The 25,368-nt window shown below is 48.3% G+C and carries 28 protein-coding genes; 16 read left to right on the top strand and 12 right to left on the bottom strand.

Annotated features, from left to right (window positions below):
- Window position 1: 1 nt before the first annotated feature.
- The 4 genes from leuD to ilvB are packed head-to-tail and all read left to right on the top strand — an operon-like array spanning window position 2 to window position 4,957.
- A complete protein-coding gene (leuD, locus tag DYP60_RS07405) occupies window positions 2–499 on the top strand; it encodes a 3-isopropylmalate dehydratase small subunit (protein WP_117330310.1) in 498 nt (165 codons plus the stop codon).
- The gene (gene leuB, locus DYP60_RS07400) at window positions 496–1,554 is read left to right on the top strand and encodes a 3-isopropylmalate dehydrogenase (protein WP_117330308.1); all 1,059 of its coding nucleotides are present in this window, start codon (window positions 496–498) and stop codon (window positions 1,552–1,554) included. The genes leuD and leuB overlap by 4 nt, the downstream gene beginning before the upstream one ends.
- 15 nt (window positions 1,555–1,569) lie before the next feature.
- Window positions 1,570–3,255 carry a dihydroxy-acid dehydratase gene (gene ilvD, locus DYP60_RS07395; protein WP_117330307.1) on the top strand — a complete coding sequence of 562 codons (1,686 nt, stop codon included), beginning with the start codon at window positions 1,570–1,572 and terminating at the stop codon, window positions 3,253–3,255.
- 22 nt (window positions 3,256–3,277) lie between these two features.
- Entirely contained in the window at window positions 3,278–4,957 is a 1,680-nt protein-coding gene (ilvB, locus tag DYP60_RS07390) for a biosynthetic-type acetolactate synthase large subunit (protein WP_117330305.1), read from the top strand.
- On the opposite strand, the gene DYP60_RS07385 is transcribed toward ilvB, so the two are convergent.
- Window positions 4,891–5,166 (bottom strand): helix-turn-helix domain-containing protein, encoded by a 276-nt coding sequence (locus DYP60_RS07385; protein WP_117330352.1) that lies wholly within the window; start codon window positions 5,164–5,166, stop codon window positions 4,891–4,893. The two genes, ilvB and DYP60_RS07385, sit on opposite strands and share 67 nt — an antisense overlap.
- Before the next feature lie 236 nt (window positions 5,167–5,402).
- On the opposite strand from DYP60_RS07385, the gene DYP60_RS07380 reads away from it, so the two are divergent.
- Both DYP60_RS07380 and DYP60_RS07375 read left to right on the top strand, forming a co-directional pair.
- Window positions 5,403–5,876, top strand: coding sequence for a rubredoxin-like domain-containing protein (locus tag DYP60_RS07380; protein WP_117330303.1), 474 nt, complete (start codon window positions 5,403–5,405; stop codon window positions 5,874–5,876).
- Entirely contained in the window at window positions 5,876–6,361 is a 486-nt protein-coding gene (locus DYP60_RS07375) for a 4Fe-4S dicluster domain-containing protein (RefSeq protein WP_117330301.1), read from the top strand. Before DYP60_RS07380 ends, DYP60_RS07375 begins: the two co-directional genes overlap by 1 nt.
- 4 nt (window positions 6,362–6,365) lie before the next feature.
- Here the strand turns inward: DYP60_RS07375 and DYP60_RS07370 are convergent, their stop codons facing one another.
- The 6 genes from DYP60_RS07370 to DYP60_RS07350 form a co-directional block, all read right to left on the bottom strand.
- Window positions 6,366–7,589 carry an MFS transporter gene (locus DYP60_RS07370; protein ID WP_117330299.1) on the bottom strand — a complete coding sequence of 408 codons (1,224 nt, stop codon included), beginning with the start codon at window positions 7,587–7,589 and terminating at the stop codon, window positions 6,366–6,368.
- Window positions 7,586–8,392, bottom strand: a complete 807-nt coding sequence (locus DYP60_RS07365; RefSeq protein ID WP_117330298.1) for an HAD family hydrolase — start codon at window positions 8,390–8,392, stop codon at window positions 7,586–7,588. Before DYP60_RS07365 ends, DYP60_RS07370 begins: the two co-directional genes overlap by 4 nt.
- Window positions 8,359–8,727 carry a hypothetical protein gene (locus DYP60_RS13980; protein WP_133299312.1) on the bottom strand — a complete coding sequence of 123 codons (369 nt, stop codon included), beginning with the start codon at window positions 8,725–8,727 and terminating at the stop codon, window positions 8,359–8,361. The genes DYP60_RS07365 and DYP60_RS13980 overlap by 34 nt, the downstream gene beginning before the upstream one ends.
- Before the next feature lie 6 nt (window positions 8,728–8,733).
- On the bottom strand, window positions 8,734–11,400 hold the full coding sequence (gene adhE, locus DYP60_RS07360) for a bifunctional acetaldehyde-CoA/alcohol dehydrogenase (RefSeq protein ID WP_117330296.1): 2,667 nt from the start codon (window positions 11,398–11,400) through the stop codon (window positions 8,734–8,736).
- Window positions 11,401–11,603: 203 nt separating this feature from the next.
- Window positions 11,604–12,719: a Gx transporter family protein gene (locus DYP60_RS07355; protein WP_117330294.1), complete on the bottom strand. Its 1,116-nt coding sequence runs from the start codon at window positions 12,717–12,719 to the stop codon at window positions 11,604–11,606.
- Entirely contained in the window at window positions 12,706–13,083 is a 378-nt protein-coding gene (locus tag DYP60_RS07350) for a NusG domain II-containing protein (protein ID WP_237446285.1), read from the bottom strand. Before DYP60_RS07350 ends, DYP60_RS07355 begins: the two co-directional genes overlap by 14 nt.
- Window positions 13,084–13,311: 228 nt before the next feature.
- Between DYP60_RS07350 and DYP60_RS07345 the strand changes: the two genes are divergently transcribed.
- The 3 genes from DYP60_RS07345 to DYP60_RS07335 are packed head-to-tail and all read left to right on the top strand — an operon-like array spanning window position 13,312 to window position 16,253.
- Entirely contained in the window at window positions 13,312–14,043 is a 732-nt protein-coding gene (locus tag DYP60_RS07345; protein ID WP_117330290.1) for a response regulator transcription factor, read from the top strand.
- Between the two features lie 3 nt (window positions 14,044–14,046).
- Window positions 14,047–14,760 carry a response regulator transcription factor gene (locus DYP60_RS07340; protein ID WP_117330288.1) on the top strand — a complete coding sequence of 238 codons (714 nt, stop codon included), beginning with the start codon at window positions 14,047–14,049 and terminating at the stop codon, window positions 14,758–14,760.
- Window positions 14,757–16,253 (top strand): sensor histidine kinase, encoded by a 1,497-nt coding sequence (locus DYP60_RS07335; RefSeq protein ID WP_117330286.1) that lies wholly within the window; start codon window positions 14,757–14,759, stop codon window positions 16,251–16,253. Before DYP60_RS07340 ends, DYP60_RS07335 begins: the two co-directional genes overlap by 4 nt.
- Here DYP60_RS07335 and yfcE read toward each other — a convergent pair.
- The gene (yfcE, locus tag DYP60_RS07330) at window positions 16,243–16,785 is read right to left on the bottom strand and encodes a phosphodiesterase (protein ID WP_117330350.1); all 543 of its coding nucleotides are present in this window, start codon (window positions 16,783–16,785) and stop codon (window positions 16,243–16,245) included. The genes DYP60_RS07335 and yfcE overlap by 11 nt on opposite strands.
- A 272-nt stretch (window positions 16,786–17,057) precedes the next feature.
- Here yfcE and DYP60_RS07325 point away from each other — a divergent pair, with 272 nt between their 5' ends.
- The 7 genes from DYP60_RS07325 to DYP60_RS07295 all read left to right on the top strand — a co-directional run bounded on the left by DYP60_RS07325 (window position 17,058) and on the right by DYP60_RS07295 (window position 22,346).
- A complete protein-coding gene (locus tag DYP60_RS07325; RefSeq protein WP_117330284.1) occupies window positions 17,058–18,041 on the top strand; it encodes a hypothetical protein in 984 nt (327 codons plus the stop codon).
- Window positions 18,042–18,141: 100 nt separating this feature from the next.
- A complete protein-coding gene (locus tag DYP60_RS07320) occupies window positions 18,142–18,576 on the top strand; it encodes a DUF1801 domain-containing protein (RefSeq protein WP_117330282.1) in 435 nt (144 codons plus the stop codon).
- An 841-nt stretch (window positions 18,577–19,417) separates the two neighbouring features.
- Window positions 19,418–19,744 carry a GTPase RsgA gene (gene rsgA / locus DYP60_RS07310; RefSeq protein WP_240622842.1) on the top strand — a complete coding sequence of 109 codons (327 nt, stop codon included), beginning with the start codon at window positions 19,418–19,420 and terminating at the stop codon, window positions 19,742–19,744.
- Window positions 19,745–20,030: 286 nt separating this feature from the next.
- Complete coding sequence (locus tag DYP60_RS07305; protein ID WP_206363117.1) at window positions 20,031–20,651, top strand: type IV toxin-antitoxin system AbiEi family antitoxin domain-containing protein; 621 nt, start codon at window positions 20,031–20,033, stop codon at window positions 20,649–20,651.
- Window positions 20,648–21,493 (top strand): nucleotidyl transferase AbiEii/AbiGii toxin family protein, encoded by an 846-nt coding sequence (locus DYP60_RS07300; protein WP_117330277.1) that lies wholly within the window; start codon window positions 20,648–20,650, stop codon window positions 21,491–21,493. Before DYP60_RS07305 ends, DYP60_RS07300 begins: the two co-directional genes overlap by 4 nt.
- Before the next feature lie 398 nt (window positions 21,494–21,891).
- Window positions 21,892–22,068, top strand: coding sequence for an SHOCT domain-containing protein (locus DYP60_RS14230; RefSeq protein ID WP_165849532.1), 177 nt, complete (start codon window positions 21,892–21,894; stop codon window positions 22,066–22,068).
- Window positions 22,069–22,079: 11 nt separating this feature from the next.
- A complete protein-coding gene (locus DYP60_RS07295) occupies window positions 22,080–22,346 on the top strand; it encodes an SHOCT domain-containing protein (RefSeq protein ID WP_165849531.1) in 267 nt (88 codons plus the stop codon).
- 108 nt (window positions 22,347–22,454) lie between these two features.
- Here DYP60_RS07295 and DYP60_RS07290 read toward each other — a convergent pair whose 3' ends face one another.
- From DYP60_RS07290 to DYP60_RS07275, 4 genes are all read right to left on the bottom strand, one after another.
- Window positions 22,455–22,781, bottom strand: a complete 327-nt coding sequence (locus DYP60_RS07290) for a hypothetical protein (RefSeq protein WP_133299311.1) — start codon at window positions 22,779–22,781, stop codon at window positions 22,455–22,457.
- 163 nt (window positions 22,782–22,944) lie between these two features.
- Window positions 22,945–23,166, bottom strand: a complete 222-nt coding sequence (locus DYP60_RS07285) for a hypothetical protein (protein WP_117330272.1) — start codon at window positions 23,164–23,166, stop codon at window positions 22,945–22,947.
- Between the two features lie 323 nt (window positions 23,167–23,489).
- Entirely contained in the window at window positions 23,490–24,428 is a 939-nt protein-coding gene (locus DYP60_RS07280) for an ABC transporter permease (RefSeq protein ID WP_117330270.1), read from the bottom strand.
- On the bottom strand, window positions 24,421–25,368 hold the full coding sequence (locus tag DYP60_RS07275) for an ABC transporter ATP-binding protein (protein ID WP_117330268.1): 948 nt from the start codon (window positions 25,366–25,368) through the stop codon (window positions 24,421–24,423). The genes DYP60_RS07280 and DYP60_RS07275 overlap by 8 nt, the downstream gene beginning before the upstream one ends.

Genomic DNA, 25,368 nt, shown 5'->3' with positions numbered 1-25,368 from the left:
GATGCAAGCCAAAGGAACGGTTTTCAGATATGGGGACAACGTCGATACCGACGTCATTATTCCAGCGAGGTACTTGAATACCTCCAATCATAAGGAGTTGGCCTCCCACTGCATGGAGGATATCGACCAAGATTTCATCAAGCAGGTGAAGCAGGGTGATATCATAGTTGCCGACAAGAACTTTGGCTGTGGAAGCAGCCGTGAACACGCTCCCATTGCCATCAAGGAGAGCGGGATCAGTTGCGTTATTGCAAGAACCTTTGCCAGGATTTTCTACCGTAATGCCATCAACATCGGGCTTCCAATTTTGGAGTGTCCCGAGGCGTGTGATGGAATCAAGGCCGGAGATGTGGTCAGCGTGGATTTTACAACCGGCACAATTACCAATGAAACCAGTGGGAAGGTGTTCCAGAGTGAACCATTTCCTCCCTTCATGCAGGACCTCATTGCAAGCGGCGGACTTGCAGGCTACATTGCAAAAGGGGGAGGCAAGGCATGAAGAAGCATATAGCACTAGTCCCCGGTGATGGCATCGGTCCAGATATTGTGAGAGAGGGCGTGAAGGTCCTTTCTGCGGTTGCTGAGAAATTCTCCCATGAGTTCACCACCAGCAGCTATGCCGCCGGTGGTGTGGCCCTCGACAGTGTTGGGATTCCCCTTCCGGAGGCTACCTTAGACGGATGCAAGCAGAGTGATGGTGTGCTCTTGGGAGCGGTTGGCGGACCAAAATGGGACACGCTGCCTTCCCACCTGAGACCGGAGAAAGCTCTGCTTGGACTTCGTGGCGGCATGGGATTGTTCTGCAACCTTCGCCCTGCCATCCTCTACAAGCAACTCTCTGATGCCTGTCCACTGAAGAAGGAAATTATCGGTGACGGACTGGACATCATGGTGGTTCGTGAACTCACCGGGGGTATCTACTTTGGCGAGCGTGGTCGCACAGAGGACCGTGCCTATGATACTATGGCATATACGGTAGCTGAGATTGAGCGGATCGTACGAAAGGGATTCGAGATTGCCCAGAAGCGGTCAAGACGCTTGTGCAGTGTGGATAAGGCGAACATCCTGAACTCCAGCCAGCTCTGGAGAGAGGTGGTACAGCGAGTCCAAAGCGATTATCCTGATGTGGAGGTGAGCCATATGTATGTCGATAATGCAGCAATGCAGTTGGTACGTAATCCAAGGCAGTTCGATGTGGTGGTAACCTCAAACATGTTTGGTGATATCCTCAGTGATGAGGCAAGCCAGATCACCGGTTCCATCGGGATGCTGCCATCCGCTTCCCTGGCTGAGGATGGATTTGGGATGTACGAGCCTATACATGGAAGTGCTCCTGACATTGCAGGCAAGGACCTTGCCAACCCGATTGCAACAATCCTCTCAGTAGCAATGATGTTGCGCTACAGCTTCTCCCTGAGTGAAGAGGCTGATGCAATAGAGAGAGCAGTCAATTCCGTGTTGGACGATGGGTACCGTACAGCAGATATTTACACCGATGGAATGAAAAAGGTCGGTACGAGTGAGATGGGCAGCTTGATAGCACGTGCCCTGTAAAGGGAGGAGGATCATATGGACGAAAGCAAGAGACGTTCAGCACAGATGACCGAGGGAGCCGATCGTTCCCCCCACCGGTCGCTGATGAAGGCACTGGGATGGACTGACCGTGAGATTCACATGCCTATCATCGGCGTCGTGAATGGGGCCAATGAGATTATCCCAGGACATATTCACCTTGACAGGATTGTCAACGCTGTAAAGAGCGGGGTACGGCATGCTGGGGGAAACCCGGTATCGTTCCCTGTGATCGGGGTGTGTGATGGGATTGCTATGGGGCATACCGGGATGAAATATTCTCTGGCAAGTCGTGAAGTCATTGCTGACTCCATTGAGATTATGGCTACAGCCCATCCTTTCGATGCTCTGGTTTTCGTACCCAACTGTGACAAGATTGTACCGGGTATGTTGATGGCTGCCGCCAGACTCAATATCCCTTCCATTTTCGTTTCCGGTGGGCCGATGCTTGCAGGAAAGATTCCTGGGGACAGTTCCCGCAAGACGAGCCTTTCGGTGATGTTTGAAAAGGTTGGGAGCCTTGCCGCTGGCCTTATCAGTGAGGAGGAGTTGCTCTCCTATGAGAATAATGCCTGCCCAACCTGTGGTTCATGTAGCGGCATGTTCACCGCCAACAGCATGAACTGCCTGACCGAGGCCATTGGTATGGGACTTCCTGGCAATGGGACCATCCCGGCTGTCTACAGTGCCCGTGACCGGCTTGCAAAGGAAGCTGGATACCAGATCATGGATTTGTTGAAAAAGAATATCCGTCCCCTGGATATCATGACCAAGGAGGCATTCGCCAATGCAATGGCCGTAGATATGGCCTTGGGATGCAGCACCAATACCATGCTCCATCTACCGGCGATAGCACATGAGGCTGGGATCGATCTGGATATTTTCATGGCAAATGATATTGCTGCAAAAGTTCCCAATCTCTGTCACCTTGCCCCAGTTGGTTCTGACCATATTGAAGATCTCTTTGAAGCTGGTGGTGTGCTTGCGGTGATGCGTGTTCTGGGAGAGGCTGGGTTGCTCAATGCAGACCTGCCAACGGTGAGTGCAAAGACCATTGGTGAACTCTATAGCGAAGCACCAATCTACAACCATGAGGTAATACGACCGATTGACAACCCGTTCAGCAAGACCGGGGGAATTGCCGTGCTCCGGGGAAACCTTGCTCCAGACGGGGCTGTGGTCAAACAGAGTGCAGTTGACAAGCGTATGTTGGTGCATAATGGACCTGCAAGAGTCTTTGACAGCGAAGAGGAGACCATAAAAGCTATTTTTGGGGGAAAGATCAAGGCAGGGGATGTTATCGTCATCCGCTATGAGGGGCCAAAGGGAGGTCCTGGTATGCGTGAGATGCTCAGTCCCACCAGTGCCATCGCCGGTATGAACCTGGACAAGGATGTTGCCTTGATCACCGATGGCCGCTTCAGCGGTGCTACCCGTGGCGCTTCCATCGGTCATGTCAGCCCTGAGGCTGCTGAGGGTGGACCGATTTCCCTGGTCCAGGAAGGTGATATGATTAGCATTGATATTCCAAATGGCACGCTCAGTTTGTTGGTCGATGAGAAGACACTTGCTGAACGTAAAAAGCAGTGGGTCTGCAAGGAGCCGCCAATTACCACGGGGTATTTGGCTCGCTACGCCAAGCAGGTAACCAGTGCGGCCACCGGAGCTGTCTTCAAGAAATGATACACAAAGAGGAGAATCAATCATGCAGATGACTGGAGCACAAATAATTATAGAATGTCTGATAGAACAAGGAGTGGACACCGTTTTCGGCTTTCCCGGTGGGGCAGTACTGCCCCTCTATGACGCCTTGTACCAGAATCAAAACAGAATCCGCCATATCCTCACCAGCCACGAGCAGGGTGCTAGCCATGCTGCAGATGGGTATGCCCGCAGTACCGGGAAGGTCGGGGTATGTATAGCTACCAGTGGCCCAGGGGCGACAAACCTGGTAACCGGTATTGCCACTGCCTACATGGATAGTGTCCCTATCGTTGCATTCACCGGGAACGTGGCAGTACCATTGTTGGGTAAGGACAGTTTCCAGGAAGTGGATATTACCGGAATTACCATGCCGATTACCAAACACAACTTCATTGTCAAGGACGTAGGTGACCTAGCTGAAACGGTTCGCACCGCTTTCAAGATTGCCCAGGAGGGCAGACCTGGTCCTGTCTTGATCGATGTACCCAAGGATGTGACGGTCTATACTGCGGACTTCTCTCCACAATCGCCTGAGGTCTTGAAGCCTCGCACCGAGCGACTGAGTGAGAAGAGCATGGAACAGGCTTTGCAGTTGATCAAACATGCACAGCGTCCGATGTGCTACATCGGTGGTGGTGTGATCAGGGCGAAGGCAAGTGATGAACTCTCCCAATTCCTGGAAAACATCGACAGCCCGGCTTGTACCTCACTGATGGGGGTCGGAGCTGTGAGTTCCCTCAGTCCCCGCTTTACTGGTTTGGTTGGCATGCATGGGACAAAAGTCTCAAATATGAGCGTTTCTGCCTGTGACCTTCTGGTGGTAATTGGTGCACGGTTCAGTGATCGAGTGGTCAGCAAAGCCAGCGCCTTTGCCAAGAATGCAAAGATTATCCATATTGATGTGGATCCGGCTGAGATTGACAAGAATATTAAAACCTACTGTCATGTAATCGGTGACTTGAAGGTGGTGCTTACTGAATTGAACCATCGTATCGCAAAGCCTATGGAACATACCGAGTGGATGGAACAGGTTGCTGAGTACAAGAAGCGCTATCCGATCAGGGTGGACAGCGAAAGTGCCCGTTCCAAGGAAATTCTGAAAGCACTGCAGAGCGTTCTTCCTGAAGGGTTCTTTGCGGTGACTGAGGTTGGTCAACACCAGATGTGGGCGGCCCAATTCCTCAAGCACCTCCAGCCTGGCCACTTCCTTACCAGTGGTGGCTTGGGTACTATGGGGTACGGCACCGGTGCCGCCATCGGTGCGCAGGTTGCCCATCCTGATGCCCGTGTAGTCAATATTGCTGGGGACGGCAGTTTCAGGATGAACTGCAATGAGCTGGCTACCATTGCACGGTATAAGCTTCCGGTTATCATTCTCTTGATGAACAACCAGACTTTGGGCATGGTACGCCAGTGGCAGACACTCTTCTTCGATCGTCGCTACAGTGAAACCAACCTCGATACCCCCATCGATTGGATGAAGCTGGCTGAAGCCTATGGGGTAAAAGGGATGCGCATCAGCAAGACTGATGACCCGAAGCCGATTCTCCGGGCTGCGCTGGACCTAGGACAGGCTGTCGTCATTGATTGTGAGATACCTGTCGATGACAAGGTCTACCCGATGGTTGCCCCAGGTGCATCTATCGATGAGATGCTTGGTGTGGAAGAAGTAGGGGAGTAACGATAGAGATAGTGTACGAACTCGAGGAATGTAAGCTCGAGTGCTGCACAAATACTGTAAATGGTTGGAAGACGGGGTGTCCGTCTCCCCGATTCAATGTAATAGAGCTGGCTTCGAGAGAGGTCAGCTTTCTCTATGAGTTCTTCTTGTGTCATGTTTTTCTGTAGTCTAAGTTCCTTTATTGCTTGTCCAATTTCTCTGTTTTTCATACTGGAAGTATGACTTTTACAGAACTTTGTATTCTCATATATCGTCATTTAGTAACGAATCTTTTTTAGATTCTTGGACTTCGCACCATACATACGAAATGCATACATGTGTCTAGATTCTTGTAGCTTCAGATATTATCCCGTAAAACCACTTATTGGAAGCAGGCTGAGAATATTTCGAAAAATTCGGTATGATATGCTACACTATGAGCGATGAACAAAGGAGGAGGTCGTACATGGAAGAAGACGATATGAGACAGCTGTCGGCCGAGGAACTTGGAGCTCTCTGTTCCAATTTGCAAAAGGCATGTACCAAGCAGCTCAGGAGTGAGGAAGCTGCACTGTTTGCTGTACTTGCTTCCTATTATGATAAGCAGAGAACAACCAAGGCAGACTGTGATTACAATGCCCTGCTTGATGCAATAAACAAGGATTTGTCCGAGGGATTCAAAGACGCAAGCAAGGCAGCTGAAGATGCCAATGACAGAGGAGCCAAACGGGCTTTGGTTTGGGGAGAGAAAGCTTCCAAACTACTGCAAGCGCTTATGATGCGATATGAAAAGCAGGGCAGTGCACTGCTCGAAAACACCAATGTGTGGGTATGCGAGATTTGTGGGTTTGTGTATGTAGGGGATACCCCACCTTCCGTCTGCCCGATCTGCAAAGTGCCCAGCTTCAAGATCCACCCCATCCAGAAGGAGGCCGTCTGATGCATGCCGCAAGAACTATTTCCCTCTGTACGAAAGACTGTGTCTGCCTCTTTGTCTGTCCTACTGGCGCGACCGATACCGAAAATGGACAGATAGATTTCACGAAATGCCTGGACGGTTGCCGCCTTTGTGTGGATGCCTGCCCCAGTCATGCCATCTACTTGGTTCCTGCCACCTACCCTGTTCCGCAGGAGAAGAGTGAAGCAGTGCGAAAGAGCTTGCTTGCTCTCGCAAATAGCAAAGCAGACCAAGAACGTCTGGCCAGAAGCCTTGCAGAAGCAAGCGATGATCCTGTTTTCAGGCAACTTATGGATGCGGTTGCAACGAGCAATCACATTCTTGCCGAGGACTGCTATCGAGAAGCGGGGTATATTCTGCCACAGAGTGAGGTTGTACGCTCATGGTTGCGCAGCCTGCTCAGTGAGCATGAGAAGGATGAGGATTTCCCCTCTGATGCAGTAACGACACTGCTGGAAAAGCTGTAGGAAACTACTTTTGTTCTTGTTTTTCCCTCAGGTAGATTAGGAATACTCCGGTTGCCCCAATTAGGGCAGCCAGAGCAGTGGTAATCCAAAGCAGGTTCATGGAGTACGATTCAATGATCATGCCCCCGGTAATGGGGGCTATTGCATGTCCGGTTCCCATGATGATGGGCAGGATTGCAGAGAAACGGGAACGATGACTGATCGGGGTGTTGTTTGCCACGTAGAAGTTGTCGTTGGTTGCTGATATAATCTCACCCAATGTGTAGATTACCGTCAGTGCCATAAAAGCGAATGGGGTGGTGGCAAAGGCAAAGAGGCCGAACCCAATCGCATAGAAAATACCACTGAGCGTAGAATTAGCAAGTGGGTGAAATCGTCTAAGCAAGCTCACGATGATCGGGCTGCATAAGACCACCACAATCCCGTTGATCGCCATCATCCTCCCATACAGAGGTGCCCCTGCTTGTCCGAACAAGTTGGTGGTGAGCAGGGGGAGTGCAAACAATGTCTGGCTATAGGCGAAGCTGAAGAAGGTGACAGAAAGTGCAAAGAGCAGAAGCCTTGGACGGGTGAGCAGGGCCTTGAAGAGACCGCCCTCTTCTCCTTTCTCCGTCGTTACCCATCCCTTGCTCTCTTCGATCAGTTCCTTGGATGGCTTGCTTTCCTTTACTTTGAGTATGACGAGCAGAACTGAGAGAATACCGGCAGCTGCATTTCCGTAGAACAGCCACTGTGGTGCTGTGTAGAAGAGATACCCCGCGATGACCGGTCCTATGGAGTATCCGACATTGTGTCCAAGGTAGATGAGACTGAATGAGACCTGGCGGTTCTCGATGTTGGTCACATCGGTTTTCAAGGCTTCCCGGGCTGGGTCGACCGCTCCATCGAAAAACAAGCCCAGCAGGATGAAGTAGGGAACAAATGCTTCGCCTTCAAAGAAGCCTGCTAGAATGAAGCAAAAATCCATCAGTAATTGAAATATGACAAGCACCGGCTTGCGCCCGATGGTGTCAGCCAATTTGCTGCCAATGAACGAGCCAGGTACGTAAAGTATTGAGGCTATGGTCATGAACGTTCCCGCTTGCAGTGGGGTGTAACCCAAGCGCTTGGTAAGATAGAGCGTTAAAAACGGATAGATGAATATGCCTATTGCGTTGATGACCGTTGCAAAGAAGAGTACATAGATTGGCTGGGGCAACCCTCTATAGAGGGAGAGGAGCCGTTTCATAGGACAGCCTCGATGGCGAGGGCTAAACCGTCTTCACTGTTGCTGGCGGTACATGCATGTGCATGTGCTTGTACTGCTTGGGGAGCATTGCCCATAGCCACTGCATATCCCACTGCACGGAACATTCCGATATCATTGTAGTAGTCTCCCACTGCCATGACGCTCCCTGGGTTCACCCCATAGAATTCACAGAGGGAGCGAACCGCATGTCCTTTGTCCACACCTCTTGCTAGTATTTCTATATAGCGGGGGGAAGAGCTGAAAATGTTCAGTGAGCTTCCAATCCGTTTCTGCAGTTGCTTTTCTTGTTCTCTCATGTACTGGCTGTCATTGTGCATTGCCAATACCTTGAATGGTCTCTCTCCCTCACTGAGGGAGTCACAGAGACTATTCAGTGTTGCAATGCGTCCTTGTGTGTGAGAAGCTGTCACCTCCACATCATACCAAGCGTTCTTCTCATTCATATACCAACTCTCATTGGTGAAGACGAAGTACTCCAGCTCAGTCTGTGCAAGGTAGGAGAGTATATTGGTGCACTGCTCCTTGCTGATGGGATGTGCTTCCAGTTCTTTCCCCTCCTCGTCGAGCACAAGGGAACCGTTGAAACAGCCCAGAGGTCCGGTGATTCCCAGTTCTTGCTGAATTAGGGTAAGACTCCCTGCAATTCTGCCGCTGACCAGCGCAACAATGATGCCCCTTCGCCTAGCATGGCGAAGGGCTTCCCTGGTTCGGGCGCTGATCTGGTGGTTGGGATCAAGCAGGGTGCCGTCTATATCGGTGCAGATGAGTTTGCATTCAAACATGCGAGCATGGTAATACAAGAGTCATTTCTTGTATAGAAGACTTTCTCGTGGATTGGTTTCCCGCCAAGTCGTTTGTGAGACTGGACGACCAGCAATTCGATTGCAAAGGTACGTGGCCATTTGTGGTAGAAGTACCTGATGGGTTTGGGAGAGATAGTGTTTACTGCGATGAGTGAAACGATACGGAGAAACAGGCGTGGAAGGTGGAGGTGATAATCCATGGTTGCTCCTGATACGTAAAGTGTGTGGATTCCAAGTTCCACAACCACCGGATCTTGGAAGAATGAAGAAGAGAGGACACTGTTGAAACGGAGTCCTCTCTTGTGAATGATCACTTGCCCTTATGCTTCCTGGTACGCTCTTCCGTAGAAGCAGTCCAGGTAGAGTTGCTTGATCTCGCTGATCAGGGGGTAGCGAGGGTTGGTTCCCGTGCACTGGTCGTCGAATGCTTTCACAGCAAGTTCGTCAACCACAGCAAGGAAGTCCTCTTCCTTGATTCCCCACTCCTTGATGGAGGAAGGAATATCAAGTTCCTTTTTCAGTTTCTCAATCCCTGCAACCAGCGCATCGACCTTCTTGTCTTGGCTGTCATTTGCACTGGTCTTGATGTAGGGAGTATTCTCCTGTTCATTGACCACCATGGCAATGTAGTCTGCAGCCCTTGCATACCTGCTTACAGCCGAGGGATATTCATACTGCGGGAAGGAAGCTTGTTTGGTTGGGTTGTCTGTCGCATTGTAACGAATGACGTTGCAAAGTAGCAGTGCGTTCGCCATGCCATGAGGAATATGGAACTGGGCACCGAGCTTGTGCGCCATCGAGTGACAGACACCCAGAAATGCATTGCTGAAGGCCATTCCCGCTATGGTTGAGGCATTGTGGACTTTCTCGCGTGCTTTCTTGTCAGTTCCATCCCGATATGTCTTCGGCAGGTACTTGAAGATGACACGGGCAGCTTCTAAGCTCAAGCCGTTGGTGTAGTCGGTGGACATGCTCGATGCAAGTGCTTCCAGTGCATGGGTCAATACATCGATTCCACAGCTGGCGGTCAGAGCTTTGGGCATTCCCATCGCAAGCTCACTGTCCACGATAGCCATGGTCGGGGTGAGCGCATAGTCTGCTATTGCGTACTTCATGCCACTTTTCTCATCGGTGATGATGGCAAATGGAGTGACCTCACTGCCGGTACCACTGGTGGTAGGTACACATACAAGCTCAGCTTTCTTTCCCATGTTTGGGAAGGCATAGATTCGCTTCTGGATATCCATGAACCGCAAAGCAAGCCCATCGAACTGCACCTCTGGGTGCTCATAGAGCAACCACATGATCTTTGCAGCATCCATTGGAGATCCTCCACCAAGACCGATGAGTACATCGGGTTTGAAGGCACCAACCAACTTCATCCCCTCGCTGATGGTATCGAGTGTTGGATCAGGTTTTACCTGGTGGAACGTCTCGCACTCGATACCCATAGCATCAAGTGTGTCTGTGATCTTGTCCACCATACCGCTGGTGAACAGGAAGGAGTCGGTGATGATGAATGCACGCTTCTTACCCTTCAGCTCGCCAAGAGCAACGGGAAGACAACCATACTTGAAGTACGTCTTAGGGGGCAGTTTGAACCAGAGCATGTTTTCCCTCCTGGCAGCTTCTGTCTTGATGTTCAACAGGTGTTTGGGTCCTACATTCTCACTGATCGAGTTGTTGCCCCAGGAACCACAGCCAAGGGTGAGGGAAGGCTCCAGACGGAAGTTGTAGATGTCTCCAATGGCACCTTGGCTGGCAGGCATATTCACCAAGACACGACTGGTCTTCACCGTCCTGCTGTAGGTGTCGACCTTCTCCGTCTCTTTCTCATCGATATAGAGGACACTGGTGTGCCCGTAACCACCCAAGGCAACCAGTTTTGCTGCCATGTTGGTTCCTTCTCCATAGGTATCACATTTGTACATTGCCAACACCGGGCTGAGTTTCTCATGGGCAAAGGGTTCAGAAGCATCGGCATGTTCCACTTCACCGATAAGGACCTTTGTAGTCTCAGGAACTGAGAAACCTGCAATCTCTGCAACCTTTGAAGCTTTCTGTCCAACGATTGCAGGGTTTACCGTTCCCCGTTTTGGGTCGAGGATTACATTGCGAAGCATGTCGGCCTCTTTCTTGGTGAGGAATCGTGCACCACGGTCGGTAAACTCTTGCTTTACTGCATCGTAGATATCCTTGTGGCAGATTACTGCCTGCTCACTAGCGCAGACGACCCCATTGTCGAAGGTCTTGCTCATGAGAATCGAGCTGACCGCCATCTTGATATCGGCGCTCTTGTCCATAAGGGCTGGGGTATTGCCAGGTCCGACACCAATGGCAGGAATACCGGAGGAGTAGGCGCTCTTGACCATCGAAGGACCACCGGTTGCAAGGATGAGATTCACCAGCTTGTTTTTCATCAGGTAGTCTGTCTTCTCAATGGATGGTTCATCAATCCAACCGATGATATCTTCTGGAGCCCCTGCCTTCACTGCAGCCTCCAGAATGATACGAGCAGCTTCACAGGTGCACTCCTTGGCTCTCGGATGGGGACTGAAGATGATTGCATTCCTGGTTTTCAAGCTGATCAGGCTCTTGAAAATTGCAGTACTGGTTGGATTGGTGGTGGGGATGATGCCGCAGATGACACCTTTCGGCTCAGCAATTTTCTTGATGCCAAAAGCCTGGTCCACCTCAATGATTCCACAGGTCTTGTCATCCTTATACTTGTTGAAGATGTATTCTGCAGAAAAGTGGTTCTTGATCACCTTGTCTTCTACGATACCCATGCCGGTCTCTTTCACTGCCATGATTGCGAGCTTGATACGCTCGTCGTTTGCTGCAATGGCGGCTGCACGGAATATGGCATCAACTTGTTCCTGGGAATAGGTCTGGAATTTGGTTTGTGCGCGCTTCACACGTTCGATGAGGTCCTGGAGGTCTTTTTGTCCTGCAAAAAGCTCCTCGGTTTGTTTCTTGTCAGCCATGATGTACTCCTCGTAAGGGTTTTCTTGGCTTTAATGTATAAAAAAAATATCTAATAAGGTCAATACGATTTAAAAAAATAAACGGAATAAAATAATGAAAATAAATGCACTAAATATTAGATTAGTGCATATATACATGAGATAAATAAGAAAATACTAGAAATAAAATACTAATAAAGCTGATTAATATTACTGAAAAGAACTTAATATACTACTCGACTAATGAGTGCAACAGCAAGTACACTTGCTACGATGAATAGGAATAGGGTGATGTTGATTGGTTTTTTATGAACAGTGGGAGGTGTTTTATCGGTACCATTCCCTTCTGCCGTTGCCTGCAGTGCCTGGTCTACACGTTCTATAACTGAACCTTTGGTTGCTCGGAATGAGCGGGTGAGCAGACTGAAATAGGCAAGGGTGAGGGCAAGCAGGGTTCCTGCCTTGCCTTCTATCTTGGGGTTGCTCGCACTCAGACTCTGGCTTGCTGCAAGGAGGGAGAGCAGGCGAAGCGCTTTTGTGAGTGCGATTGTGAGAGAGCCTTCAGTGAAGGCAAGAGAACCAACACTGAGCAGGACCTTCCCATTCGGTTCAAACAGACTCAACATAAGCAATGAGAAAATGAGCATCACCGGCGGGATGATTCTGATCTTTCTTCCAGCCACCCACTGCAGGAGATACATCAGAGCGGTGATCACAGCGAGCGTGATGAGACCCCTTGCGAGGAGGATAGCGACAATGGCAAGCAATGAGGCAAAGAGCAGGTGTTTGTGTGGGGTCCTCTCAGCAGTTGGAGGAATGGCGAGGGACAGGGTTCCTTGTGTGAGGGCTTTTCCGGTTGTTCCTCTCTGCAGGTAGATCTCAGCGAGCAGTCCCAACGCAAAGCTGGTGGCCATTCCAAGGGCAAGCATAAGCGGTGCGGCTATCCATATGGATGGGCCGTAGGCAACCCAGGATGCAACCTGGAGTTGGCATAGATTGCTCACAAACGCCCCAAGCAGGGAACATCCTACAAGGCTAACCCTGGCCCCAAAGAGGTGCTTTGCACCTTTCATGGCGATACCGCTGCTCAAAGTGCCTGCTAGGGAGATCAGGAATAGATAGGAAAAGAGCGTTCCGCTTACCATTCCTTGGCCTATTGCCTTGAGTAAGAGGACCATGAGAAATGGGCCGTAGGCCATACCATCGAGGATAATAAGGAGGGGGAGGTTCGCAAGTCCCAGTCTTAGGAAGGGGAGTGGTTTGGGAATAAGGTACTCCAAGGAGGAAAGCAACAGGGTAGTGGCGCTGATGAAGGCGATTTTTCTCTCAGTTTGCGACATCATCGACCTCCTGATTCTCACTGTCACTGCCTACGACGGTGAGCAGTACCTGGTTTGGCAGGCACGCGATCCAGGACCGGGCACTCGAAATGGGCTTTTGGAAGGTGCAGCTCTTGGTGGGGCAGGGAGAGTCTTCGATGTGGGCATGTCCATCCTCGATGACCACATGTGTTTCCCCAAGCGGCCCTTGTACCGTTACCTCGCGATCGACATTAAGGCTGTATCGATAGGTGGCTTCACTACTTTGGATTTGTACGTACCCGCTTCCTCCGCTGGCAGTCTGTTTGGTGATAACCACCAGGGCAAGGATGCAGGCAATTAGGATAAGCGTGTCTCCAAGGAGGGTTTTCCACCTGTGTTTCATTGGCCAAGTGTAGCGTGGAAGCCAAACCAGTGCAATAGACATGTGTTTTGCTCGGATATCCCCACACGGGTGCAGAACTGATGGGTTATATGGTAGCTTGCTGTTTTTATTTGACACCAAGTTCACACTTTGTATATTATTAAAACGAAATATGAAGATAATGTGGAGATATATGTTGAATCCACAAGAACGCTTGTCAGACGAGCAAAGGTATGGTGATGTTGCAGTATGAAGATGATTTATGTGATTGACCCCATCAATGAGGATCGCGAGGGGGTGAAGCAGTATCTTGAGCTTTCAGGGTACGAGGTGCATGTGTTTGAGGATTTGCATGCTGTGCAGGTGGCTATAAGCCGTCAGGTCCCTGACTTGATGCTGCTGGAAGTGCAATTCCCTGATGGGGACGGGTTCAGTTACATCAAGAAACTGAAGCAGACCCATTCTTTCCCGGTCATCTTCGTGACAAGCAGGGTAGCAGAGAGTGACCGCATCCTTGGTTTCGAGTTGGGAGCTGACGATTATGTGTGCAAGCCTTTCAGCTTCAAGGAACTGGTGCTCAGGGTGCATGCCTTGTTCCGCCGCATTGATGTCAGTGTTTCCTCCTACCGAGGAGGTTCGACCTGGGTGTTGGCAGGGTCGGTACTGCAGTTCGACGAGGTAAGCCACCTCTTTACCTTGGATGGGTCGCAGATACCCCTTACTGCTGCAGAGTGGAGGATTATGAGTTACCTGGTAAGCAATAGTGGAATCCTCATTACCCGCTCTCAGATTCTGGAACACTGTTTTGACTACAGTTTTGAGTCGTATGACAGAATTGTGGACACCCATGTGAAGAATATGCGTGCAAAAATGGGCCCCATGGGACCACAGTGGATTGAGACAGTGAGGGGATATGGTTACCGGTTTGCCGGTAAGAGTACTTCCAGTCTTCCCGGTAAGGGAAGCGAAGGGCAGGAATAACCAATGGCAGAAAAAGACGACCTTATATATATAGTAGAGGATCATGAGGTGATTCGTGAGGGCGTTCGGCAATACCTAGAACTCTCTGGCTATCAAGTTAAGGGGTTTCCCACCCTCAGGGCAGTTCGGGAGGCTGTAGCCAGCCAGGTTCCGTCTCTGCTTATCCAGGATGTCATGCTCCCCGATGGTGATGGTTTTGCTTTTGTGAAGCAACTCAAGGAGAAGTGTGACTGCCCTGTCATCTTCATGACTGCCCGTAGTGAGGAGAGTGACAGGATCCTTGGGTTTGAACTCGGGGCTGATGATTATATCTCGAAACCCTTCAGTCCCAAGGAGCTGGTGCTCAGGGTTCAGGCCGTACTCAGGCGGTACCGGAACAATAGCTTCAGTCCGAGTGACGGCTTTTTATACGTCAACGACCATTCGATGCGTTTTGATGAGACCGATCATCAACTCTTGGTTGATGGTCAGGAGGTCATTCTGACCGCAGCCGAGTGGAGAATCCTTGCGTACTTAATCGAAAACTCACATCACCTTGTTTCCCGTTCCCAAATTCTCGAGGAGTGTTTCGACTATGCGGTCGATTCCTATGAACGGGTGGTCGATACCCATATCAAGAATATCCGCTCCAAACTTGGAGACGGTCCATGGATCGAGACGGTCCGTGGGTATGGGTACCGTTTCATTGGGCATGAGAAGGATGGCGCAGAAGTATGAGAAGGCAATTTGTCAGGCTTTTCCTAGGGTTCGTATTGGTGGTTGCCGTAGTAGTGGGAATCCAAGCTACGGTATTCATGGTGAGTATCCACCGCCAGCGGCTCAATTGGACTGAGTCTGTCTTCCAGGATTATCTTGCCGCTCTGAGTGAGAACCTTTCAGCAGGGTTGGATGGGCGTAGCTATTCCTTGATGAGCTTAGAGGAGCTCTTGTTGCGTTCAGCCGATGACCGGGTCAGTGGGCTGTACATCCGCAACCCGGATGGGACGGTAGCCATAGCCTACGGCATGACCAGCGGTGGGGCATCCCTACCGGTTCCCCACTCTGATGAGTATGAAGGCATGGGGCCGATGATGAGTTCGCCCTCAATGCAACGAACCCACCGACAGATCTCAGAACAAGGATTCTCAGCAAACGAGATGCACAGTGCTGTCTATGAGGTACATATAGAGAAGGATGCTGATACTGCCTCGCTTTCAGTGAACCAACAAGCTGAATCACAGAAACATACGATTCTCCTGCCTCCTCAGGTGAAGGCTACCGATATAGCTGGAAGCTTGGTCATCTCCTACAACGGTGAGGTGCTGGCACTGGTGGATGTGCTCACATTTACTCCCTTTACCTATAAGAATACCGGATACCTGTTCAGAGGTTTGCTGTTCCCGATTTTCTGGGCTATGCCGATTGCCTTTGTCATTGCCCTTATGATGGCAGCTTCCATTTCCAAGCGAAGTGAGCGCTATACACAGGGGATTCAGAGGGCTTTGGAACAATTGAGTAGCGGAGAGAACGGGGTGGACCTTCCCAAAACCTCAATTGATGAACAGCGTGTGATCAATGACTCGATCAAGATGCTTGATGAGCATCTTGACCAGCATAAGCGAAGCCGGCAGGCTTGGCTGAGGAGCATCTCCCACGACCTCAATACCCCGGTTGCAAGCATGAAGCTCCTACTCGATGGGATAGCTGACGGGGTATTCCCCTCCGATGAGAAGACGTTGATGGCAATCAAGAGAGAGAATGATGCACTTTCAGCTCGTATTGCCCAGGTAGTGCTGTATAGCAATCTCCAAAGCCCAGACATGAAGGTGAATAAAGAGGAGATTGATATTCCTTCCTTCATCCAACAAGTGTTCTCTTCATTAACAAAAGAAGAGAGAGATCGTATCTATCTCGATGCCGGGGAGGCTTCGCTTCTGGGTGACAAGGACCTACTAAGCTATGCAGCTCGTGCCATGCTCTCCAATGCCTTGCAGGCAGGTGAAGGTACGGTTGGCTGGTCCATCGGGAAGAATACCATGATGTTCACCAATACGGGGACACTTCCAGAAGGTGTGGATTTCTTTGAACCCTGGAGTAAGGGAGATGCCAGCCGCGGTACCTCGGGTAGTGGTTTGGGACTTCCCATTACTGCCCAGATCATGTATCTTCATAACGGCGATGCTACTATCAGCCAAAGAGAAGGGGAGGTAGTGGTAAATCTCAGATGGTGAGACTCATCATCTCCTTGCCGCTCTCCAGCTCATAGATGGTAAAGGTATTGTCTTCCAGTAAGCAGTAGCTTGCAGGAAACCCTCCCTTAGGCAGGGCAACTGAGCCAGGGTTGATGAATATCAGTTCCTCCCGTTTCTCTGCAACTGGAATATGTGTATGGCCGCTGATGACGATGGTTCCAGGGGACAATGGCGGAAGCTCCTTGTGCCCATGATGGAGATAGATTATGTGGTCACCCACTTGATCCAGGTGCATAAGAGCACTGTCTGAGAGCATTGGGAACTCCAATACCATCTGATCTACTTCGGAATCACAGTTGCCACGCACAGAAATTAACGATTCTTTCACACTATTTTGTAGCCTGTATGCTTCTTTTGGGTTATACTTATAGGGAAAGGCATTCCGAGGGCCATGATAGAGAAGGTCCCCAAGAAGAATAAGCTTGGAGGCTTTGGTTGTTTGAAAGATGTTCAGGAGTGAATGCATTGCATATGCACTTCCATGGATGTCGGAGGCAAAAAGGTATATCATACTTATATGGTAATGAAATCGATTATGTACGGCAATAATGTTGACAAAAGAAATGATAGTGTCTGTGTAACCTTCTTGAATTTCACACAAAGGGGTTTTGTGCACACAAACCACACACAAACACCAAATGTCTTCACGTTTACTCAAACAACATCACTTGTTCCTCACATTAATATACCATTTGCACAATATATGTCCATTGTACTCACAAAGTGCATCAGCATACTGATGTTACAAATAAACTCTCACGCAAAAAAATGGAGATTTACGTCATGAAGAAAAAGTTTGTATTGACTCTGGCGCTGGTTCTCGTGGTTGCAGGAACATTAGTTGCTGCTACCCCTATTGAAGTTAGCGGTTCGTTCTCAGCTGGTTATGATTTTGAGTTTACCGCACCTACTGCTGGTGCAACTGGGGGTACTGCCGAATTGGTAACTGTCCTTGATTTCACTGGTGATTTCTGGAAAGTTAGCTTGGCAAATGGTACTGCAGTTCTTTTAGAAGATGCGTTCATTCCCGTAGCAGCTACCGCAGAGATTTACCTGGACAAGGCTCTTGCAGAGCAGGGTGTCGACATGGGTGACCTTGCTGTTACATTGCATGTTGGTGATGATGTTTCTGGAAGTGCAACGACTGTTCTTGCAGACCCCAATGATTGGGCAGGTGGAATGAGCATGGCAACCGTAACAGACAACTTTGGTCTTACTGTGAAGTATTCTGACTTGGTTGAAGTATATGCTTCCGTTGATCCTTCCCTGAAGGCTCTTCCGATGGTTATCAGTGCAAAATTCATGCCTATTGATGGTGTTGATGCTGCTGTTGGTTTCACTAACGATGCTAATGGTGTTATCGTTTCTGCAGCTGCTGATATTGCTTCTCTTGTTGGCCTTGAAGACATCGCTCTTTCAGCTAGTGTAGAAGACATTTATCTGTTGGATGCTGAGACCAACGAGCTGAACGCTGACGTCAACGCTGAAGTTTCTGGTGTTGGCCTGTGGGTTGCTTATCAGATGACTGCTGCTGAGGTGAACAAGCTTGCTGCTAAGGCTTCCTACAGCACAACAGTTCAGGATTTTGGCCTTTCAGCTAGCTTTAAGGCAGAAATGGCTGACCTCGCTGATATCGCAAACACTTCCACCTACACCATCGAAGCTGGTGCCGGATATGCAATGGGTGGTGTTAATTATGCTCTCGATGCAGCATATGTCATCGATGGTACCTTCACCCTCAGCCCAAGCGTTTCTATCTCCTTCTAATCGAAAGAGTCTAGAAAAGTTAATTACAAAGTGGCCCATCGATGATGGGTCACTTTTCCTTTATCTGCCCAATATCTCAATAGAATGTAAGGAGCCTGCCATGCGATCAGAAGCAACAACCGTAGAAGCATATCTCTCAGAGCTTACCAGCGAGCAACGCTCCGTTATTGAACCACTCAGGAAATTGATCCTTGAGAATCTTCCAGAGGGAATCCAGGAAAGTATGAACTGGGGAATGATCAGCTATGAAATACCCCTGCGTTCCTTCCCTGATACCTATAACAAGCAACCTATTGGGTATGCAGCCCTTTCAGTACAGAAGCATGGCTTCTCCCTCTACCTCATGCCGCTCTACATGGATGACAAGAAAATGGTGAAGCTCCAGAAGCAGAGTAAGAAGCTCATGCTCGGAAAATCTTGTATTAGGTTCAAAACCCTGGAAGAAATTCCCCTCGACCTTGTTGCAGAGATTCTTCGATCCTATACCGTAGAAACATACATAGAAGCATATAAAAACATTAAAGGTTCTTTGTAAACAACAGGATCAAAGTGCAGATGTATTGTAGTGATATCATTATTTCACAATGGAGTTAGGATAAAGACCATCCATCTGGAGATTGTAAGGCAACCCTGGTAACGGTGTTGATCTTGAAAACCAGAGAACAGTAAAGATAAACACATACCGGCGAATCCTACCAAAACAGCGGTAGGCTGTTTCTTGTATCATTAGAAACCTGGATGGTTCTCATGCAAATACAACATAGTACAACTCAACCCAGCTTCCTTGGGTGGAACGAACAATTGGCACAAAACTTTGTGCCTTTCAGTACGCTTGGGTATATACCTCTACGTATCATCAAAGAAAGCAGAGGTTACTACTGGGACAGTGATGGAATACATTCATACCTGCTTCAAAGATCTGGAGCATTTAACAATCTTCTTGACCTTGGGATACAGCAAGCACCTGTAGTAGGGGATTTGTGTGCTGTGAACTCCTGTAAGTCTGAGAAGGGCCTGCTTGAAGCAGTACTTTCATGCATTACCGAATTCCATAAACCACTTGTACATGAAGATGGATATCATGCTGGAGGTCAAGAGGTGGTTGCCAGTAATGCGGATGTCACATTTTTTGGTGATCGACAGTCACTCCGACTTTACTATTCGAAAGATAGAACGATATCTTTTCATTCTCTCTGCTGATCATATCACTCCCTGTTGGTACTCACCAAGATTGACCTGGTTGAAGATCCTTTGAGAATGCTGAACATTGCCTCTGAGCGTTTTCCCTCCTTGAGGGTATACCTTAAAAAGTCGATTCTCTCTCAGGGAACGGCATAGAGGACCTTCTCCTTTCTCTGAGGGCAAGGAAGACTTATATGCTCTTAGGTTTTAGCGGCGCCGGGAAATCGACATTGGTAAATCGGCTCTATGGGAAGGAAATTTCCAAAACACAAGAAGTACGCGTGGGTGATGGAAAGGGAAGGCATACCACTACCTCCAGGTCTCTCCATCAGCTACCCTCTGGAGCTATCCTGCTCGATACCCCAGGTATAAGGGGGGTGGGGATGAACAGCAGTGCTTCTGCGATTGCTGAGAGTTTCTCTGATAGTGCAGTTCTTGCGTCACATTGTCGGGTCCATGACGGTAGTCATACCGGAGAAATAGGGTGTGCAGTAAAGAGGCACTGCAATCAGGGGAGTTGAAACAGGACAGGTATAAACATTATCTATTACTGAAGCGTGAAGCGATAAGTTGGGAAGAGGTGATGGGGCAGAGAAGGAAGAAGGATAAAACGTTGGGGAAGGTGCTCTATCAATACAGAAGGAGAGAGGGAAAACAAGTATAGATGTTTGACCTTCCTTGATGCTTTGATTTCAAGGAAGACTTTATACAGTATAAATTCTCTTAATTCAAATCATCAGGGCAAATTTAGGAAGTTCTTATAGAAATAAATGTACAAACATGCTAAAAAGGTATAATATAAATAGCATGAAAGTACAGAGAGGTTTAGTAAGTAACCTTGATAATGCAAAGATTCTTCATATGGCAAAAGCACAGCAGGGGATCATCACGAGCACCCAAGTGACCAAGGCAGGCATTCCAAGGCGATGCCTCACCTCCATGGTACACAGCGGATTGCTTGTTCGAGTTGAGCGAGGTGTGTATACACTCCCGGAAACTTGGGAAGATGAGTTTTTTATTCTCCAATGGCGATTCTCAAGGGGAATCTTTTCCCATGAGACCGCTTTGTATCTTCATGCACTGACCGACCGGACTCCTTCACGGTATACCATGACATTTCCCTTCGGATACAATGTGGGAAATGTCCTCAAGCGAGGTCTTGTAGCTAAAGTGGCCAGCAAGGAAACATATCAGTTGGGAATCATGACGCTATCTTCTCCAAGTGGTAACTCCATCAAAGCCTATAACATCGAGCGTACTCTCTGTGATATGGTTCAAACCCGCCACAAAGCAGATATACAGGTGGTGAGCCAGGCAATGAGGATATATGCCAGTTCACGGGAGAAGGATATTGCCCGCCTCATGGATTATGCACAAAAGCTTCAGGTCAAGACAAAAATTCAGACCTACATGGAGATTCTATTATGATCACGAGCAACCCGATGCAGTTGAAGGCGCGGATTAAGAATCTGGCAGCCGAAAAGCATCTCCCAGCCCAAATAGTCATGCAGAATTATCTGATGGAACGGTTATTGGAGCGGTTGTCCCTTTCCAGCTACAGAGAGAATTTTATCATCAAGGGAGGGTTTCTGATTGCTGTCATGGTCGGACTTGGATCTCGATCCACCATGGATCTTGATGTAACCATCAAAGGCTTCACGCTGAATCATGAATCCATCAAGACCGTATTTGAACAAGTCTGTGCCATAAGGGTAGATGATAATGTAAAATTTTCATTCAATCGAGTTACTGATATCCGAGAAACCGATGATTACCCAGGCATCCGTGTCAGCCTGATTGCCAGTTATCCTCCTTTACGAGTTCCTCTATCAGTTGATGTGACGACTGACGACAGGATTACACCGCGAGAAATCGAGTATACATTTCCGTTGCTTTTTGAAGATCGCGCCATTTCGATGATGACATACAATCTGGAGACTATTCTGGCTGAGAAGTTGGAAACGATACTGTCTAGGAATATTGCCAACACCAGGCCAAGAGATTTCTATGATATTTATATTCTGTATTCCTTACGTTGGGGAGACTGTGATCTCTCTCTTCTGAGATCTGCCTTGGAAAGGACAGCTACCAAAAGGGGTAGTCTACCTCTTCTGACCGATTATCAAGCTATTGTAATCAATGTAAGAGATAACCCCCGGATGCATACTTTTTGGACAAACTATCAGATAAATTTTGATTATGCGAAAAATATTAGCTTTGAGGATACCTGCGCTAAGATATTGAATATCATGCAAGCTTTAAAATTCTGATATCGCAGCTCTGGTCGCTTATTGTCGGTTCCATGACTGTAGTCATACCGGAGAAATAGGGTGTGCAGTAAAGAGCGCACTGCAATCAGGGGAGTTGGAACATGACAGGTATGAACACTACTTATTACTGAAGCGTGAAGTGATGAGTTGGGAAGAAGTGATGGGGCAGAGAAGGAAGAAAGAGAAAGAGCTTGGAATTCTACAGTATCAGTATAGGAAAAGTAGGCATCGCAGATTCAGATAGTGAGTAGACAAAAGATGTATCACTATACGCCAAGATGAATGTGAAGAACCATGAAGTTATGTGAACTCCTAGTGAATTGATAGGCAGTAACCTTGACGGATAGATGCTATATGATGATACTTCTTATATACCCTCAGGGGGTATAGGAGTTGATATGATGTTAGTATTACTGATTTTGGTAGGAGTATTTATTTACTTCATGGTTAAGTCTGATAAATCTGGGTTCAAACCCCAGGAACCATCAGCATTGGATGTAGTTAATCGCCGATACGCAAAGGGCGAAATTGATAGGGACACCTATTTGGAATTACGTAAAGATCTTGGGTATTAGGAGGAATGTGTATGTATAATTCGTTATTTTGGGACGCAGGAAGATTCGGTCATCATAGCCTAGGCTATGGCTATGGTATGTACGATGGTGGCATGTGGATTATGGGACTTGTTGTTCTTGCAGTAATTGCTGCCTTGACGCTCTCCATCATTGCAATTGTCAGAACCTCAAAGAAGAGAAATGCTTCTGGGGAAGCACTCCGTATTGTTGAAGAGCGATATGCAAAGGGTGAGCTGACAAAGGAAGAGTATGATGTCATGAAGAAGGACCTGCGATAAAGCCTTCTCATGAACTCTCTGAATCGTTGAAGTACTACTCATAAAGCCAACTGCACCGGAAAACGGTGCAGTTGGTGTATCTATAGGGGATAATCCCAAGCATTGAACTTACGGTGTTGGTTGCTTGATTCCTCCACTAAACGTGAGGCCAGTCATGGGACCTTCTGATGTCTTGCAAGTGATGGTCATCTGACTTCCGGTAAACGAAATATTCATTGCAATCGGATGATGGGATTCTGATTTTTCATCTTCATATTCAAACCAACTTGACTCTACTGTCTCAGGAGCTGTGCTGATACGAGAATAATGATATACCCCTGTGATAGAAAAACCATCAAGTGCCCCGCTTCCTTTGAATGAGTACTCATTATAGCCTGTTGTGTAGTTGTGGATGTCCATTGTGCTGTTGTTTGCAGAATCATCATCATGACTCATCAAGGAACAACCAGTCTCCATAAAGGTCCGCAGATGTGTATGTAGGTTCTGAGCCCCTTGGAATGTTTTATCAGCAAGAGGTCCTTCTCCAGTACAGGAAACTGTTACATCATTACCTTCTTGTTCCAGGGTAATGGAGTCAATGATTCGGTGCTTGTTTCTCTTAGGCTGCCCTCATTCTTCTCTGTAGTTGTATAGGTATAGGTCCCAGTAATCGTACTCCCTCCAAGGTTCCTGATCCCTCAATATGATAGATGGTCGATTCTCTCTCCATGTCTACGTAAAAATCTCTGGTTTTGGCCTCTCCATAAGGATCTACTGCCAGCACAACAGATGTGCCCTTATCAAACTCCCCCGACCCATGAGCTTGATCCAGTGCTTCCATGGTTCCAGATGACCTTCCTGCTCCTGAATGGTTTACTTCTTCACATCCGATAAAGATAAATACCGGTGATGGAATAGAACAAATGGTAAAAGATTCCTACGAGTCGTACTTCTTCCTAAGGGCTGGGAACATATGTTGCGAAATTTTCATACTTAATTAGTGCAGTGGCAAATAGTGATTTATCAAGGGAAGGAAATAGATAAAATGAAATAGCATTGAAAGATACCATGTTACAAATGCCAATTTTCGATTGAAATAAACATGGCCAATAGGAATTGATGTGGAGTCGTTATCCATTTCTGATATAACGACTCCAGATACATTTACATCCTAATCTCTTTACGCTGGAACAGCACATAGGCAATAGCAAACAACAGAATGATTGTTGCCAGGAAAGCAGTGAAATGCGGCCATATAAGCAACATGCTCTGACCAAAGGGTAGGGCACTTCCCATAATGGCTCCCTGCAACTGGCTGAAAAGGACTACTCCCAAGGACCTGGTTGAGGGATTCAAAATTGCCAAGGCCGACTCTGTGTAGAGCCTGTAGGGAGAAATTCTTCCCAGTACCACCTCCAGTTTTGCAGTCTGGAAGCTGTCTCCACCTCCGAAGGCATAGGCTAGAAGCTGGGAGATCATAGGCCAGAAAATCATGAAGAAGAGCCACAAGGCAATAGCTACCAATGCTGATACAGCACTCTGGCGGAATATGATGGAGAACATCATACCCACTAAGTACCACAGGAGTGCGTAGAGCAGAGTGACCACGTAGAATGCAAAGGCTCTTGCAATCTGTTCACCAGATGGTGGTACTCCGAGGAACAACATTGCGCACCCGATAACCAGCAGCCAGAGTGCCAACAGTATGATCGCCATGGCACTTACTGCGCCCAAGGCTTTTCCAAAGAGCAAGACATCCCGGTAAATCGGTTGTGAAAGCACTCTTCCCAGTGTCCTATTCTGGAACTCTGAATTGATTGCATCGAACCCGAGGGCGATGCCGGTCAATGGAACCAGGAAGGAGATAAAAGAGAGAAAGGATGGAATGGGGTCTTGGCTGATCGTGAAGAGATTGAGCAGCATGAACGAGTCCTCCCCGACAAATGAGCGAAGTGTCTGGGCTGCAACATACATGCTTGCTCCGGCTGTGAGGATGATTAGGAGCATCAGGATGATCATCCTGATATTTCCTGCATAATCCTGCATCTCTTTCAGCCAAATTACTTTCAAGCCAGTCAATGCAGAACCCTCACGTTTATTCATTGCTCGCCTCCTTGTACGCCAACTGATAGATTTCATTCAGTGAGTGCTTCTTCATCTCAAGAGACGTAAGATTGCATCCTGCACTGAATACCTGCTGGGCAAGGATCGGACGGATGTCTTCACTAGCTGTGACCAGGTAATGGTTATCTCCTTGTCTGTCTACACCGATTACTCCCTTTTGCTTTTTCAGAAGAAGTTCCAAGTCATCCTTGCCCTCTGCCTGCAGGTCTATAAGAACCTCTTTGCCGAAGTGTTCCTCTCCCAGTGCATCCACTGAACCAAAACTGATCAACTTCCCTCGTGAGAAGAGCCCAACCCTGTCACAGACAGACTGGACCTCATCCAGCTGATGGCTGGAGAGTAGGAATGTCATCCCTTCGCTGTCTCGGAGGGAAGTGATCAGGGAGAGGAATTCGCGAATGGACTGGGGATCGAGCCCTTGGGTAGGTTCATCCAGAATGGCAATCCTGGGTTCCTTTACCAGCAATTCAGCTAGTCCCAGTCTTCGTTTCATGCCATGGGAGTACGTCTTAACCTTGTCATGCATGCGATCAGTCAATCGCATCTTGGCAATTGATGCTTTGATACGTTTTTCCCTTTCGTTCGCATCCAGACCAAGGAACCTGGCAGTATAATCAAGGTTCTCATAGGCTGTCATGTATTCATAGAACCCTATTGCGTCCGGCATATAGCCCACCTGTCTCTTTACCACCAACGGTGTACGGAATGGGTTGTGGCCTAGTACTTCCACTGTACCTTCCGTGCTTTCCAGGAGTCCCAGCAGCATAAGGATGGTGGTGGTCTTTCCTGAACCATTAGGCCCAAGGAGACCAAAGATCTCTCCTTCCTTGAGGGAAAAGGATAAGTCATCCACTGCCTTCACCCCCTTGCGGTACTGCTTTGACAGATGGGAAACGCTCAATACGATTTCGTTGCCCAT

Origin of the sequence: Sphaerochaeta halotolerans, from assembly GCF_003429665.1 — a bacterium.
Lineage (GTDB): Bacteria > Spirochaetota > Spirochaetia > Sphaerochaetales > Sphaerochaetaceae > Sphaerochaeta > Sphaerochaeta halotolerans.
This window is presented reverse-complemented; position numbering and strand designations above follow the sequence as displayed.